The sequence below is a fragment of the Zavarzinia sp. genome (assembly GCF_049306435.1).
GTDB lineage: Bacteria > Pseudomonadota > Alphaproteobacteria > Zavarziniales > Zavarziniaceae > Zavarzinia.
In genome coordinates, this window is the sequence record NZ_JBAQRT010000103.1 from 19,700 (window position 1) to 35,421 (window position 15,722).

General features: G+C 65.9%; 14 protein-coding genes. 12 read left to right on the forward strand and 2 right to left on the reverse strand.

Annotated features, from left to right (window positions below; translation table 11 throughout):
• The first annotated feature begins 33 nt into the window (after positions 1-33).
• The 5 genes from WAZ62_RS05475 to WAZ62_RS05495 all read left to right on the forward strand — a co-directional run bounded on the left by WAZ62_RS05475 (position 34) and on the right by WAZ62_RS05495 (position 5,592).
• Positions 34-381 carry a DUF736 domain-containing protein gene (locus WAZ62_RS05475; RefSeq protein WP_062347404.1) on the forward strand — a complete coding sequence of 116 codons (348 nt, stop codon included), beginning with the start codon at positions 34-36 and terminating at the stop codon, positions 379-381.
• A 3-nt stretch (positions 382-384) separates the two neighbouring features.
• Positions 385-1,146, forward strand: coding sequence for a lytic transglycosylase domain-containing protein (locus tag WAZ62_RS05480; RefSeq protein WP_422642506.1), 762 nt, complete (start codon positions 385-387; stop codon positions 1,144-1,146).
• Positions 1,147-1,390: 244 nt separating this feature from the next.
• On the forward strand, positions 1,391-3,130 hold the full coding sequence (locus WAZ62_RS05485; protein WP_422642507.1) for a relaxase/mobilization nuclease domain-containing protein: 1,740 nt from the start codon (positions 1,391-1,393) through the stop codon (positions 3,128-3,130).
• Between the two features lie 26 nt (positions 3,131-3,156).
• Entirely contained in the window at positions 3,157-5,142 is a 1,986-nt protein-coding gene (locus WAZ62_RS05490) for a conjugal transfer protein TraG (protein ID WP_422642508.1), read from the forward strand.
• A gap of 9 nt (positions 5,143-5,151) precedes the next feature.
• Positions 5,152-5,592, forward strand: coding sequence for a CopG family transcriptional regulator (locus WAZ62_RS05495; protein ID WP_422642509.1), 441 nt, complete (start codon positions 5,152-5,154; stop codon positions 5,590-5,592).
• A 92-nt stretch (positions 5,593-5,684) separates the two neighbouring features.
• Here the strand turns inward: WAZ62_RS05495 and WAZ62_RS05500 are convergent, their stop codons facing one another.
• Positions 5,685-7,508 (reverse strand): UvrD-helicase domain-containing protein, encoded by a 1,824-nt coding sequence (locus tag WAZ62_RS05500; protein ID WP_422642510.1) that lies wholly within the window; start codon positions 7,506-7,508, stop codon positions 5,685-5,687.
• A gap of 8 nt (positions 7,509-7,516) precedes the next feature.
• Positions 7,517-9,337, reverse strand: a complete 1,821-nt coding sequence (locus WAZ62_RS05505) for an ATP-dependent nuclease (RefSeq protein WP_422642511.1) — start codon at positions 9,335-9,337, stop codon at positions 7,517-7,519.
• A 327-nt stretch (positions 9,338-9,664) separates the two neighbouring features.
• Between WAZ62_RS05505 and trbB the strand changes: the two genes are divergently transcribed.
• The 7 genes from trbB to trbL all read left to right on the forward strand — a co-directional run.
• Positions 9,665-10,600, forward strand: a complete 936-nt coding sequence (gene trbB / locus WAZ62_RS05510; RefSeq protein WP_422642518.1) for a P-type conjugative transfer ATPase TrbB — start codon at positions 9,665-9,667, stop codon at positions 10,598-10,600.
• Positions 10,597-10,929: a TrbC/VirB2 family protein gene (locus WAZ62_RS05515; protein WP_209159349.1), complete on the forward strand. Its 333-nt coding sequence runs from the start codon at positions 10,597-10,599 to the stop codon at positions 10,927-10,929. Before trbB ends, WAZ62_RS05515 begins: the two co-directional genes overlap by 4 nt.
• The gene (locus tag WAZ62_RS05520; RefSeq protein WP_422642512.1) at positions 10,929-11,210 is read left to right on the forward strand and encodes a VirB3 family type IV secretion system protein; all 282 of its coding nucleotides are present in this window, start codon (positions 10,929-10,931) and stop codon (positions 11,208-11,210) included. Before WAZ62_RS05515 ends, WAZ62_RS05520 begins: the two co-directional genes overlap by 1 nt.
• Positions 11,211-11,221: 11 nt before the next feature.
• A complete protein-coding gene (trbE, locus tag WAZ62_RS05525) occupies positions 11,222-13,678 on the forward strand; it encodes a conjugal transfer protein TrbE (RefSeq protein WP_422642513.1) in 2,457 nt (818 codons plus the stop codon).
• A complete protein-coding gene (gene trbJ / locus WAZ62_RS05530; RefSeq protein ID WP_422642514.1) occupies positions 13,675-14,445 on the forward strand; it encodes a P-type conjugative transfer protein TrbJ in 771 nt (256 codons plus the stop codon). Before trbE ends, trbJ begins: the two co-directional genes overlap by 4 nt.
• A 10-nt stretch (positions 14,446-14,455) precedes the next feature.
• Positions 14,456-14,842 (forward strand): putative entry exclusion protein TrbK-alt, encoded by a 387-nt coding sequence (trbK-alt, locus tag WAZ62_RS05535; RefSeq protein WP_422642515.1) that lies wholly within the window; start codon positions 14,456-14,458, stop codon positions 14,840-14,842.
• Between the two features lie 4 nt (positions 14,843-14,846).
• On the forward strand, positions 14,847-15,722 hold an 876-nt coding region (gene trbL, locus WAZ62_RS05540), incomplete at its 3' end, for a P-type conjugative transfer protein TrbL (RefSeq protein WP_422642516.1).

Consider the following 15,722-nt stretch of genomic DNA (forward strand, 5'->3'; position numbering starts at 1 on the left):
ACCCTGTCCACCGCAATATGAAGGAGACGACCCATGCCCGTGATCGGTCAATTCATGCGCGAAAATGATGGCTTCATCGGCCACCTGACGACGCTGTCCTTGCATCAGGACATCATCATCGTCGCGGCAGAGCCGTCCGAAGCAGAGAACGCGCCCGACTACCGCGTCCACGTGCTCGACACTATGAGCAACGAGACCGGCGCGGAGATCGGCGCCGGCTGGAAGCGCACCGGCGAGAAGGCCGGCGAATACGTCTCGCTGCAGCTCGACGATCCGACCTTCGAACATCCGATCCGCGCCAACCTGTTCCAGTCGGCCGACGACAAATCCGCCTGGGGCCTGCACTGGAATCGCCCGCCGAAGCGCGGCGAGCGGGACTGAACGATGTCCGTCGCGCGCATCCAGCTTGCCGTCGGAGGGAGGATCGCCCTCCGACGTGCAGCCCTTCTTCTCCTTTCCGGCCTGATCCTCACCGCACCAGTCGCGAGCACTGCCCACGCCCAGCAGACGCCGGTCGAGCGGCCATCACGCAGCGATCCATATGGCGCTTACATCGCCGAGGCGTCGCAGCGGTTCGGCGTTCCAGAGGCATGGATTCGCGCTGTCATGCGCGTCGAAAGTGCCGGCGACGTGCGCGCCATCTCGTCGGCCGGCGCGATGGGCCTGATGCAGGTCATGCCCGCCACCTGGGCGGAACTCCGCGTCCGACATCGGCTCGGCGGAAATCCCTACGATCCGCGCGACAACATCCTGGCGGGTGCGGCGTATCTGCGCGAGATGCACGGCCGCTACGGTTCGCCCGGCTTCCTGGCGGCCTACAACGCGGGTCCGGGCCGCTACGAAGAGTATCTCGCAGGACGCCCGTTGCCGACTGAAACGCGCGCCTATGTCGCGACGCTCGCCCCCATTGTCGGCGGGGGCGAACTCGCCGACCCCGTCGTGGTAGCGGCCGCCAATCCGCTCGCCTGGACGCGAGCGCCGCTCTTCGTCGTGCAGTCAACCGGCGCCGGACCTGCCATGCCGGTGCAGTCCGAAAGCGCGCCCGGTGACAGCACGGCGTCTGCACCGGCGCGCGATCAAGGCCCGGTGGCTTCGCGCACCGATGGCCTTTTTGTTGCCCGCAATGTCCCCGGTGGCCCGCGATGACCGCATTCGCACCCGTTCGCATTGTGGCGTGTTCTGGCGGACGAACGGCGGTCCGGAGAGGAGGAGCAGTCAGCACAACCGCACGATGGCGAGATAAAAGCCGGCGATGTGCGACTTGGTGCGGTTGTGTGTTTTCAGTGACTTATGGCACATTAGCGCGAGGTGCGCCTGATCGGCGCAGCCTGCGCATTCGCCATTTGGCCAAGGATTTCCGCGCGATTGCGCGATGTGCGGGGCCTCGACCATGAGCGGCGAGGACGATTTCCGCATCCGGCCTGGCCGCATCCGCTCGACCCGAGCGCAGCAGGCACGGCCCTTCATCGCCCAGGCGCTCGCGGCCGCACAGCGGGCCGGCGGACGCGTCTCACGTTCCGGCCAGATCAGCGCGGGCAATCGCTCACGGTTCGGACGCGGCCAGCGCGCGACCGTGCAGGCCAACCGATTGCTCACGAGCCGATCGCGCAACGTCGTCATCAAAACGCGCGTCGTCCGGCACACTACTCGCTCGGCGCCGCTCAGCGCCCACCTCAGCTATCTCCGGCGCGAGGGCGTGACCCGGGATGGGGAGAAGGCTCGGCTGTTCGGTCCCGAGACCGAGGACGCCGATCCGAAGGCCTTCGCCGAGCGCACCCAGGACGATCGGCATCACTTCCGCTTCATCGTCTCACCCGAGGACGCGACCGAGATTAGCGACCTCAAGACCTTCGCGCGCGAGCTGATGGGTCAGATGGAGAAGGACCTCGGCACCAAGCTCGACTGGGTCGGCGTCGATCACTGGAACACCGACAATCCCCACGTCCACATCATCCTGCGCGGGCGCACCAATGACGGCCAGGACCTCGTCATCTCCCGCGACTACATCAAGGAGGGCATGCGCGCGCGCGCGCAGGATCTCGTCACCCAGGAGTTGGGGCCGCGCACCGAGCAGGAGATCCGGCGCAACCTGGGGCGTCAGGTCGAGGCGGAACGCTGGACCGATCTCGATCGCCAGATCGCCCGCGACAGCTATAGCACGGGCGTCGCCGACCTCGCCCCACATCCCGATCGCCAGCCCGATGAATTCCACGCGCTGAAGGTCGGTCGGCTGCGCAAGCTGGAGACACTCGGCCTCGCCGATCAGGTCGGTCCCGGCCAGTGGGTCGTATCGGAGAATGCCGAGAAGACGCTGCGCGCGCTCGGCGAGCGCGGCGACATCATCAAGCGCATCCACCGCGGCCTGACCGAACGCGGCATCGAGCGCGGCGCCGCGAGCTATGTGCTCGCCGGCGAGAGCATTGACGATCCGGTCATCGGCCGGCTGGTCGACCGCGGCCTCGATGACGAGCTGAAGGGCACGGCCTATGCCGTGGTCGACGGCACCGACGGGCGCACCCACCACATCAAGCTCGCCGATCTCGACGCCGCCGGGGACAGCGCACCGGGTTCGATCGTCGAGCTGCGCAAGTTCGACGACGCGCAGGGCCGCCGGCGTGTCGCGCTCGCCGTTCGCTCGGATCTCGATATCGAGCGACAGGTCCATGCGACGGGCGCCACCTGGCTCGACCGTCAGGCGATCGCCCGCGAGCCGGTAGCGCTCGGCGGTGGCGGCTTCGGCGCGGAGGTGCGTCAAGCGATGGACCGGCGCGCCGACCGTCTCATCGCCCAGGGGCTCGCCGAGCGGCAGACGCGTAGCGTCAGCTTCTCGCCGGGGCTGATCGAAACCTTGCGCCAGCGCGAGGTCGAAGCGCTCGGGGAGAAGCTCGCGGCCGAGACCGGCCGGCCATTCTCGAAGGCCGGAACGGGCGAGTATGTGGCGGGCACTTATCGCCAGCGCTTCGCGCTCGCCTCCGGCCGCTTCGCCATGATCGACGACGGTCTCGGCTTCCAGCTCGTGCCCTGGTCGCCCTCCCTCGAACGTCACCTTGGTCAGCACGTCTCCGGCGTCTCGCGCGGCGGCGGCGGCGTTGACTGGAGCTTCGGCCGCAATCGCGGCCTCGGCATGTAGCCCAACCAAGAAAGGAGTGCCCCGCCATGTCAGCGACAAAAATCCTCTGGGGTCAGATCCTCACCGTCTTCCTGATCGTGTTGATGACGACCTGGGGCGCGACGCAATGGACGGCCTACCGTCTCGGCTTCCAACCCCAGCTCGGACTACCCTGGTTCGAACTGGCGGGCTGGCCGATCTACTATCCGCCCGCCTTCTTCTGGTGGTGGTATTTCTACGACGCCTATGCGCCGCCGATCTTCGTCGAGGGCGCCTATATCGCCGCGTCGGGCGGCTTCATCTCGATCGCCGTCGCCATCGGCATGTCCGTGTGGCGGGCGCGCGAAGCGAAGAACGTGGAGACCTACGGCTCGGCCCGCTGGGCGCTGCCGGAAGAGGTGAAGGCCGCGGGCCTGCTCGGTCCGGATGGCGTCGTGCTCGGCAAACACGAGCGCGACTATCTTCGACATGACGGCCCCGAGCATGTGCTGTGCTTCGCGCCGACGCGTTCCGGCAAGGGCGTGGGCCTGGTCGTGCCCTCGCTCCTGACCTGGCCGGGCTCAGCGATCGTCCATGACATCAAGGGCGAGAACTGGACGCTCACCGCCGGCTATCGCGCTCGGCATGGCCGCGTGCTGCTCTTCGATCCCACAAACGCGAAGTCGGCCGCCTACAATCCGTTGCTCGAGGTGCGACGCGGCGAGTGGGAAGTCCGCGACGTGCAGAACATCGCCGACATCCTTGTCGACCCGGAAGGCTCGCTCGAGAAGCGGAACCACTGGGAAAAGACGTCGCACGCGCTGCTGGTCGGCGCGATCCTGCACGTCCTCTATGCCGAGGCCGACAAGACATTGGCAGGCGTCGCCGCCTTCCTATCCGATCCGAAGCGCCCGATCGAGTCGACCCTCGCGGCGATGATGAAGACCGCCCATCTCGGCGAGTCCGGCCCGCATCCCGTCATCGCCAGCGCTGCGCGCGAGCTGCTCAACAAATCCGACAACGAACGCTCCGGCGTGCTGTCGACCGCGATGTCGTTCCTCGGCCTCTATCGCGATCCTGTCGTGGCCGAGGTCACCCGCCGCTGCGACTGGCGCATCGCCGACATGGTCGGGGGCAAGCATCCGACCACGCTCTACCTCGTGGTGCCGCCCTCCGACATCAACCGGACCAAGCCGCTCATCCGCCTTATCCTCAATCAGGTTGGACGCCGCCTGACCGAGGACCTGCAGGCGAAGGGCAACCGCCATCGGCTGCTGCTCATGCTCGACGAGTTTCCCGCGCTCGGCCGCCTCGACTTCTTCGAGAGCGCCTTGGCGTTCATGGCGGGGTACGGCCTGAAAGCCTTCCTCATTGCCCAGTCGCTGAACCAGATCGAGAAGGCCTATGGCCCGAACAACTCGATCCTCGACAATTGCCATGTCCGGGTCAGCTTCGCGACCAATGACGAGCGGACCGCCAAGCGCGTTTCGGATGCGCTCGGCACCGCCACCGAGATGAAGGCGATGAAGAACTATGCCGGCCATCGGCTTTCGCCCTGGCTCGGCCACCTGATGGTGTCGCGCTCGGAAACCGCCCGGCAATTGCTGACGCCCGGCGAAATCATGCAGCTCCCGCCCTCCGACGAGATCGTGATGGTCGCCGGCGTTCCGCCGATACGCGCGAAGAAGGCCCGCTACTATGAGGACCGCCGATTTCAGGAACGCATCCTCACGCCGCCCGGCCTGACCAAACCGGCGAACGCAAGGGCAGACGACTGGAGCACGCTGGCTCTGCCTGATCGGCCGGCGCTGAACACGCCCGTCGCCGTGGACGACGTGGCCGATGACGATCCGACGGATTCAGAGCGCCGGCATCAGCCCGAACTGAGCCGCACCAAGACCGTCGAGCGCAAGCCGGTCATCGAAAACGAGTTCGAGATCGATCCCCGCGATGACGCCGACGAGGATGCCGCACGCCTCAGCCGCATGACGCAGACGATGCGCCAGGTCGCGCGCCAAGCCTCGCTCGATCCGGGCGACGGCATCGAATTGTAGGAGGCGCCCGTGAGTAAGACGCCGAAGAAGCAGCGCCTTTCCGTCTATCTCGATCCGGACGTGATGAAAGCGCTGGCGGCCCATGCAGCGCGACGCGATCTCTCGTTATCGCTGGTTGCCGAGGCCGGCATCGCCTCCTTCCTCTCGCCAGACGCCGCCGAGCGGCAGGAAGCGGCGACGACGAAGCGGCTCGATCAACTCGACCGCCGCATGGCGCGCATGGAGCGCGATGTCGGCATATCGGTCGAAACGCTCGCCGTGTTCATTCGCTTCTGGCTGACCTCGAATCCGCCGCTCCCGGAGCCGGCGCAGGTCGCGGCACGCGCCAAGGCGGCGGAGCGCTACGAAGCCTTCGTGAGCGCGCTTGGTCGCCGACTCGCACAGGGGCCGAAGCTCAGGCAGGAGATTTCGGAAGACGTGGGTAACACTAACTCGCCTACTGCTGATTAGTCGCTCTGTATCGATCGGTGCCGACCATCGTAGCGGGATAGCCCGTCCTGGAGCTGCCTCAACGCAAACATCTGCAGCGTTGGCCTCACGTCTCATTCAACGGGAGTTAGCAGGACACATACATCGTCGTTGGGCGACATGATCGTCGTGCGGGTTTTCGCGCGGGTGACGCTCACCCGGAAGTTTTGGCGAGCTTGCGTCATCGCCCCCGCGCGGACATTGCCGCCCACAATACGATCCGGGTTGCCGACGATCTCGCCCTTGTAGCGCTTCGGCCATCCTTCGAAGATGATGACCTCATCGAACTGCTTCCCCTTCGCCTTGTGCATGTTCATCACGACGACACCCGACTCCGGCTTGTGAGCGGTCGCGAAATGCTCCTGCACGAACGCTTGGCGGGTGACAGCCAGCGCGTTCTTGTAGCCGCCGGTATCGCGCCAGTCCTGCGACAGGCTTTGCCGGAGCTGCGTTCCGCGTTCGAGAAGCCGGACGTTGCGCGCCTCCTTCGCAACCTCGGCGAGCCGGGTGCAGGCTCCAGCCTCAAGCACCGATCTAATGGCGGTCCAGTCGGCGTCGGGCTGTCCAGTCAGCGCAACAGCCGCTGCAGCCTCGTGGACCGCGAACGTGGCTTGCAAGACGCTGTTCGCCGGAACGGCCTTTCCCTTCGCGAGGCAGTCATTCCACTTGCCTAGCGCGGAGCGGAACCGCGCCGCTTCCGTCAGATCGCCCTTCGTCGGCGCCTGGCCCCCTCGGCCGCTGAAATAGCTGCAAAGCACATCGACGAATTCGTCAAAGCAGCCGGCGTGACTTCGCTGCTGGAGAAGGAAGGCAATCACCTCCGCCGCCAGGATCGGGCCTTCCATGTCGACGGCGGCCGTGTGCGAGATCGGAGGCACGTTGCCGAAGGGCTCGCGCAGATTGTCGGAGACCAGCCGGGTCATACGCTTAGTCGGCACCAGAATCGCAAGCGACCAGTCCCGGCGGCCCGTCGCGATTAGCCGCTTACGCGCTTTCAGAACCTGAGCGACAAGCGAGGCGAAAGCCTGATTAGGATTCGAGGCAAACCCCTCGTAGTCGATGCCCTGATACGCTTCTTCCCGAAATTTGCCGGTAAGGAGGTGGTTTCCGAACAAGGCAATGTCTGTCCCCTTGCTGCGATGGTTGTCCCCGGCCAAATCATGCTCGGAAGGCTTGAAAGCCTCCCTGAAGTGGTCGAGACGCTCCGGGTCCGCGCCGATGAAATCAAAGATGCGCTGTTCCGGGTCGGCCAGCGCGATCAGCGTGCTGCTCTTCCCGATTGCTGCGACCGCGCGCCACTGCTGGGCGCTGGTATCCTGAAATTCGTCGAGGATGATGAAAGGGTACATGGTCGATACGAGATCGCGGACCTTGGCGGAGCCGTGCAACAGGATGGCCACGCGCTCCGCGAACAGGTCGAAGCAGATTTTGCCTTCCTCGGTCGCCAGTCGCATCCTCTCAGCAATCTCCAGTGCCGCCTTCTGCGCCTTCTCCTCGTCCGAGAGCTTGGACGGCGCCTTGAAGGCGCTGCGGATCGCTGAAAGCGCGATCGCCTCGTTAGGCGGCGTCAGAATTGTCATGCGGCGCGGAAACCCGACCAGATAGCCGTGCGCCTTGAGAATGCGCCAGAAGAAGGAGTGATAGGTATCGACCTCGATCCTTGTCTTCTCCTCTTTCGTCACGGACCGCTCTTCGTCTATCGCTTCGAAGACGCGCGAGACCGTCGCGCGCGCAAAACTCAGGAACAGGATGCGCTGCCCCGGCTTGAGCTTCTCGCGGGCAATCGTCGCCGCCTTCAGGATGGACACAGTGGTCTTGCCGGAGCCAGGCCCACCCAAAACGAGTTGGTGCCCATCGGCGATCAGAACATCCTTCTGCGCGGGAGTCAGGTCGACCATCCGTCCCTCTATTCGACGGGCTCGACGGCGCCGTCCTGGCCGTTCCCCTGCGGAGGCGCCGGCGGCGCGGGCGGTGGATCGCAGAGCGCCTTGAGGGTCACGCAGGCGTCGCGAATCCACGATGGGATTTCAGCCTCGGAACATTGGCCAAGGAAATCCGCAATCCCCCAGTTGCCCTTCGCCCACCCGAAATACTCCTTCAGCGCGGCGATGAGGTTGGTCTTCGGATCGGGGAACTTCTGCAACAGGTGCGGCGGCCAATCGAGCGCATCGGAAAAGCGTTCAAGTGCGGCCGGGGTCGTGTTCTTGAGGATTAGATCCTCGATGCCCTTTTCCTCGTGCATGAACAGGCGCTCGACTTGGGTTTCGATTGCGGCCTTCGCGGGGTCGGCCTGCTTGTCGCACAGTGCGAACGTCCGCTTGCCGAGACCCTTATAGAGCCCGGCGAGATCGGCGATCTGCGACTCGGTGCCCGCATCGATGATGCAGATGCCGAGCGCTTCGAGCGAGGCATAGACGCCGGGGTTCAGTTCAGAGAGCCGGCGGGCAGCGACCGGAAATGAACTCGCCTCGGTCGCGCCCTCGGCGATGAGGACGCGCCGCGACAGCAGGCCCTCGCAAAACCGCGTCCGAAACTCCTGGCGATAGCGCTTGTGCTTTACGCTGTCGGGCAGCGCGATCTGCGCCTGCTTGAGGATGCCATCATTCGCCCGCGACAGGATCACGGTCTCGTCGAGCTTGAACTCCTCAAGGACATAGGGCGAGTGCGAGGTGACGATCGATTGGGCCGCCAGCTTGCGCAGTTCGTGAACGATCCGCTTCTGGGCATAGGGCGGAATCGCGGTCTCGACTTCCTCCATCGCGAAGATGACGTTCTGCTTGTCCTCGGCAATCTGCGACAGCATCGCCAGCACCAGCATGTTGATCGTGCCTGTGCCCTGCCGGAAGAAGGGTGCGGCATGTACGCCATCGCCGGTGGCGATGAAGGCTGTCACGACCTTGCGCAGATGCTCGCGCGTCAGGTTCGAGACCTTGAGATGCGGCTTCACGCCCCATTCCCGCGGCACATATTTCTTCAGCGACTTGTCGATACTCTCGAGTACGCCCGAAATGCCGATCGCGGGATCGCTCGCGACATCGAATCCGGCGAGCGCGCCGATCGTGCCTTCCCACATTTGCGGCCGGATTTCCTTCAGCCGCAAGATGATGTCGAGCAGGCTGCCATGCTCCAGGCTGAGCGCACGCGAGCCCGTGCGCAGCGAGCGCAGGAAGAGGAAGCCACAGTGCTGCTTGTCCTTCTTGGAGAAGGGTACCGGAGTCTCTTCCTCCGTCAGGCTGCGCGCGTAATAGGTATTGCCAAGGAAATCGTCCTCTTCGCCGTCATATGCGCCGATGAACGTGACGCGCAGCGCAGCCTTGATGTTCGCAGCATCGACACCCGCCGGGTTGGCGTCGATGAAGAAATCTCCGGTTTCGACATTGAGCCATTCGATATTGCCCCCGAACCTGGCCTCCTGCTCTTCCGACAGGCCGATGATGGTAACTTCAATGGTGATCTTCGGGGGTTCGGCGACGGGGACATCTTCGGTCGCATCGGGCACCCCGCCCTCGGCGGCGGCCACGGGAAGATATTTGCCCTCGAAGAAATCATGCTCATCGACCGGAGGGCGGCGACTTAATCTATCCGGTCCGAGCGCCAGATCTATCGCTTCCAAGACCGAGGATTTACCCGTGTTGTTGTCGCCGATGAGGACAGCATGGTCGGGCAGCACCAGATTTGCAGAACTGATGCCCCGAAAATTCTCGATCGATACGGCGTAAATCTTCAAAGCAGCCCCCCTGACGCCATGCATTTTATAGTTTTGCCCGCTTCACGACTATCGTGAAATCAATGACGCGTCATCCGCCGTCTAAGCGGCGGCAGCCTCTCGCCACTGCCACCAGACCACCATCGCGCCGGATTGGATGCTGCTCCGCCGTTTCCCTGTCTTTGTACGCCACAGTACGACGACCACATGATGGTTGTTGTCAGACCATAATTTCTGCCTCTTCTACTCATCCCCGATCCAGGGCCGCACTTCGCGGGCCCGCAAGAGAACGGGGACGACGTGGCGTCAACTCACCAGAAATCCGAGGCGATCCTTCGCGGCGCGCGCATGCTGCGCACCGCGCTCGGCCCCGCCATCGCCCGGTTTCTGGAGGACCCCGCGGTCGTCGAGGTGATGCTCAACCCCGATGGGCGGCTCTGGGTCGACCGGCTCTCCGAAGGGCTTTCCGATACCGGTGAGCGGCTGTCGCCGGCGGACGGCGAGCGGATCATCCGTCTGGTCGCGCACCATGTCGGCGCTGAGGTTCATCCAGGCGCTCCGCGCGTCTCGGCCGAGTTGCCCGAAACGGGGGAGCGGTTCGAGGGGCTGTTGCCCCCCGTCGTGTCCGCCCCGGCCTTCGCGATCCGCAAGCCCGCCGTCGCGGTGTTCACGCTCGACGATTACGTCGCCGCCGGCATCATGGCAGCGGGTCAGGCCGAGACGCTGCGCCAGGCCGTCCGGGATCGGCGCAACATTCTCGTCGCCGGCGGCACCTCGACCGGCAAGACCACCCTCACCAACGCGCTGCTGGCCGAAGTCTCCAAGACCTCGGATCGCGTCGTCCTGATCGAGGATACCCGCGAGCTGCAATGCGCGGCGCCCAATCTCGTCGCCATGCGGACCAAGGGCGGCGTCGCCTCGCTCTCCGATCTCGTCCGGTCCTCACTGCGCCTGCGCCCCGACCGCATTCCGATCGGTGAGGTGCGCGGTGCCGAGGCGCTCGACCTCTTGAAGGCCTGGGGCACTGGGCACCCCGGCGGCGTGGGGACCATCCACGCCGGCACCGCGATCGGCGCGCTGCGCCGCATGGAGCAGCTCATTCAGGAAGCCGTCGTCACCGTCCCGCGAGCGTTGATCGCCGAGACGATCGATCTGGTCGCAGTGCTTTCCGGCCGCGGCTCTTCGCGCCGCCTCGCCGAACTCGCCCGCATCGAGGGCCTCGGCCCCGACGGCGACTACCGCGTCACCCCCGCAAGCCAACCGCTCACAGGAGACCCGTCATGATCAAGCATGCTTTGCGCATCCGTCGCCACATCGCCACGGCGGTGTCCGTCACCTTCCTGACGCTCGCCCTCGCACCGGCCGCCCATGCGTCCGGTTCGTCCATGCCTTGGGAAGCGCCGCTTCAGTCGATCCTTGAATCGATCGAGGGGCCGGTCGCCAAGATCATCGCCGTGATGATCATCATCATCACCGGCCTGACTCTCGCCTTTGGCGACACGTCGGGCGGCGCACGGCGCCTGATCCAGATCGTGTTCGGCCTGTCGATTGCCTTCGCGGCGTCGAGCTTCTTCCTGTCGTTCTTCTCGTTCGGCGGCGGGGCGCTCGTCTGATGGCCGACGGCGCGCATCATGGCGGCGAGGTTCCGGGCTTTTCCGTGCCCGTCCACCGGGCGCTGACCGAGCACATCCTGCTAGGCGGCGCGCCGCGCTCGATCGCCATTCTCAACGGGACACTGGCCGCAGCGCTCGGCCTCGGCCTTCGCCTCTGGCTGGTCGGCCTTGGCCTCTGGGCTCTCGGCCACTTCGCCGCCGTCTGGGCTGCGAAGCGCGATCCGCAGTTCGTCGACGTCGTGCGCAAGCATCTGCGCATCCCCGGTCACCTGTCGGTCTGAGGAGCGGCGCGATGATGAACCTTGCCGAGTATCGCAACCGCAACACCCGGCTTGCCGACTTCCTGCCATGGGCCGCGCTCGCCGGCGAAGGCGTCGTCCTCAACAAGGATGGCAGCTTGCAGCGCACCGCGCGCTTCCGTGGCCCAGATCTCGACAGCGCCGTGCCGGCCGAGCTGGTCGCCGTCGCCGGCCGGCTGAACAATGCCTTCCGTCGCCTCGGCTCCGGCTGGGCCATCTTCGTCGAGGCGCAGCGCCACGGCGCCGCGACCTATCCGGCCAGCACGTTCGCCGACAGCGCTTCCGCGCTGGTCGACGCCGAACGTAAAGCCGACTTCGAGGAAGCCGGCGCGCATTTCGAGTCCAGCTACTTCCTCACCTTCCTCTACCTGCCGCCGGCCGAAGACGCGGCGCGCGCCGAGACCTGGCTCTACGAGGGCCGCGATCACACCGGCGTCGATGCGCATGAGATCCTGCGCGGCTTCATCGATCGCACCGACCGCATTCTGAACCTCATCGACGCCTTCATGCCGGAATGCGCGTGGCTCGATGACGCTGAGACGCTCAGCTACCTGCATTCGACCATCTCGACGAAGCGGCATCGCGTCCGCGTTCCCGAGACGCCGATGTATCTCGACGCGCTGCTCGCCGATCAGCCGCTCACCGGCGGGCTCGAGCCACGGCTGGGCGAGACGAACCTGCGTATCCTCACCATCGTCGGTTTCCCGTCCGCGACCACGCCCGGCATCCTCGACGAGTTGAACCGGCTCGCTTTTCCCTATCGCTGGTCGACCCGGGCGATCCTGCTCGACAAGACCGACGCCACCAAGCTGCTGACCAAGATCCGGCGGCAATGGTTCGCCAAGCGCAAGTCGATCGCCGCCATCCTCAAGGAGATCATGACCAACGAGGCGTCGGCGCTCGTCGACACCGACGCGGCCAACAAGGCGGCCGACGCCGACATGGCGCTGCAGGAGCTGGGCGCCGACTATGCCGGCCAGGCCTATGTGACGGCGACGATCACGGTCTGGGATGATGACCCCCGCATTGCCGCCGAGAAGCTGCGCCTGGTGGAGAAGGTCATCCAGGGCCGCGACTTCACGGCGATGGCCGAGACCATCAATGCCGTGGACGCCTGGCTGGGTTCGCTGCCCGGCCACGTCTACGCCAATGTCCGCCAGCCGCCCATCAGCACATTGAATCTCGCTCACATGATCCCGCTGTCGGCGGTGTGGGCGGGACCGGAACGGGACGAGCACTTCGATGCACCCCCACTGCTTTACGGCAGAACAGAGGGCTCGACCCCGTTCCGGCTTTCCATCCACGTCGGCGACGTCGGCCATACGCTGATCGTCGGGCCAACCGGCGCCGGCAAGTCCGTGCTGCTGGCGCTGATGGCGCTTCAGTTCCGGCGCTATCCGCAATCCCAGGTCTTCGCCTTCGACTTCGGCGGATCGATCCGCGCCGCGGCGCTGGCCATGCGCGGCGACTGGCATGATCTCGGCGGTGGCCTAACCGACGGCGCCGACGACAGCGTGTCGCTCCAGCCGCTCGCCCGCATCGACGACGTCGCCAAGCGCGCCTGGGCCTCCGACTGGCTGATCGCGATCCTCTCCCGCGAGAGCGTGCCGGTCACGCCCGAGGTCAAGGAGCATCTCTGGTCGGCCCTAACCTCGCTGGCATCCGCGCCTGTCGCGGAGCGCACGTTGACGGGCCTCTCCGTCCTGCTCCAATCCAACGACCTGAAGCAGGCGCTGCGACCCTATTGCGTCGGCGGTCCCTATGGCCGGCTGCTCGACGCCGAGTCCGAATATCTCGGCGAGGCGAACGTCCAGGCCTTCGAGACCGAGGGGCTCATCGGCACCGGCGCGGCCGCCGCCGTCCTCGCCTATCTCTTCCATCGCATCGAGGACCGCCTCGACGGCCGGCCGACTCTCCTGATCGTCGATGAGGGCTGGCTCGCCCTCGACGATGAAGGGTTTGCCGGCCAGCTCCGCGAATGGCTTAAGACGCTGCGCAAGAAGAACGCGAGCGTCATCTTCGCCACCCAATCGCTGTCCGACATAGACGGCTCGGCGATCGCGCCGGCCATCATCGAGAGCTGCCAGACGCGCATCCTGCTCCCCAACGAGCGCGCGATCGAGCCGCAGATCACCGCCATCTACCGCCGCTTCGGTCTCAACGACCGCCAGATCGAGATCCTCGCGCGGGCCATGCCCAAGCGCGACTATTACTGCCAGTCGCGGCGGGGCAATCGCCTGTTCGAGCTGGGCCTGTCGGACGTGGCCCTGGCGCTGTGTGCGGCCTCATCCAAACAGTATCAGGCGATGATCGCCGACGTTCATGCCCGCAGCGGAACGGACGGGTTCCTGCGCGAGTGGCTCGCGGCGAACCGGCTCGACTGGGCTGCCGACCTCATCGCCGGCCTCACCAATGTCATCCCCCAAAACGAACCGGAGGTACGTCCATGACCCGTCCTATTCACATCCGCGCGCGCGCGTTGCGCATCAGCGCCGCGCTCCTTGCCGCGCCGCTCGCCTTGTCGCCGATCTTCGCGCCGCCCGCCGCCGCGCAGTGGATCGTCTACGACCCGACCAACTATGCGCAAAACGTGCTGACGGCGGCGCGCACGCTCCAGCAGGTCAATCAGCAGATCACCCAGCTTCAGAATGAAGCGACCATGCTAATCAATCAGGCCCGCAACCTGGCGAGCTTGCCATACTCCTCGCTTCAGCAGCTTCAGCAGTCCGTCCAGCGCACGCAGCAGCTTCTGCAACAGGCGCAGGGCATCGCCCTCAACGTCCAGCAGATCGACCGCGCGTTCCAGACCACCTACGGCAATGCGTCGATGTCCGCCTCCGACCAGGCGCTCGTGACGCAGGCGCGGGAGCGCTGGCAGAATACCGTCGGCGGCTTGCAGGACGCGATGCGCGTGCAGGCCGGCGTCGTCGGCAACATCGACACCAATCGCAGCGAGATGTCGGCACTGGTCGGCCAGAGCCAGGGCGCGACCGGCGCGCTGCAGGCGACGCAGGCGGGCAATCAGCTTCTTGCCCTGCAGGCGCAGCAGCTCGCCGATCTCACCGCCGTCGTCGCTGCCAATGGCCGGGCCCAGAGCTTGTCCGAAGCCGAGCGGGCGGCCGCGGCCGAGCAAGGCCGCGAACAGCGCCGCCGCTTCCTGACGCCGGGCACCGGCTACCAACCCGGCAACGCCCGCATGTTCCCGAACGGCCACTGAGGGCACGGGGATGGACGGGAAGATGCTCGCGCGCCTCGGTGCCGTCGTGTTCGTCGCTGTCGCGGTCACCGCAACCGCGATCGAGATGACTCGCAAGGAGGAAGCGCCCGAGACATGGCCGTCCGGCCGCGCCGCGGAGGTGCCGGCCGATCCTCTGCGGGACGCATTGATCCGCTGCCAGGCGCTCGGCGAAGAGGGACCGCGCGATCCGGAATGCCGCCGTGCCTGGGCGGAAAACCGCCAGCGCTTCCTCGCGCCCGGCGCCCGTCCCGCCGAGCGGTTGCCGGACATGCCGCCTGCACCGCGCGATGGCCACGCTCCTCAATCGCAACCGACCGACGCACCCGCCGCGACACCCTCCGCACCGAACACTCCGCAACTCGACGAGGCGCGATAAAATCATGGGCGGCACCGGCGTCATCGACCATTTCCTCGAGGTCTTCACTCGCTACATCGACAGCGGGTTCGGTCTGCTCAGCGGCGAAGTCGCCTTCATCGCCACCACGTTGATCGTCATCGATGTGACGCTCGCTGCGCTGTTCTGGAGCTGGGGCGCCGACGACGACATCATGGCGCGGCTGGTCAAGAAGACCCTGTTCGTCGGCGTCTTCGCCTACATCATCGGCAACTGGAACAACCTCGCCCGGATCGTCTTCGAGAGCTTCGCCGGCCTCGGCCTGAAGGCGAGCGGCACCGGCTTCTCGACCGCCGACCTCATGCGTCCCGGAAAGGTCGCCCAGACCGGCCTGGATGCCGGCCGACCGCTCCTCGATTCGATCTCCAGCCTGATGGGCTATTGGTCGTTCTTCGAGAACTTCATCCAGATCGCCTGCATGTTCCTCGCCTGGGCGCTGGTCCTGCTCGCCTTCTTCATCCTCGCGATCCAACTCTTCGTCACGCTCATCGAGTTCAAGCTGACGACGCTCGCCGGCTTCGTGCTGATTCCCTTCGGCCTTTTCGGCAAGTCCGCCTTCATGGCGGAGCGCGTGCTCGGCAACGTCATCTCGTCCGGCATCAAGGTTCTCGTACTCGCCGTCATCATCGGCATTGGCTCGACGCTCTTCTCCGAGTTCACATCGGGCTTCGGCGGCCAGAACCCGTCGATCGACGAGGCGATGGCGATCGTGCTCGCCGCGCTGTCGCTGCTCGGCCTCGGCATATTCGGTCCTGGCATCGCCAGTGGCATTGTCTCCGGCGGCCCGCAGCTCAGCGCCGCCGCCGCGGTCGGAACCGGCCTCGCCGCAGGCGGCATGGTCGCGGCGGGGGCTGGCCTCGTC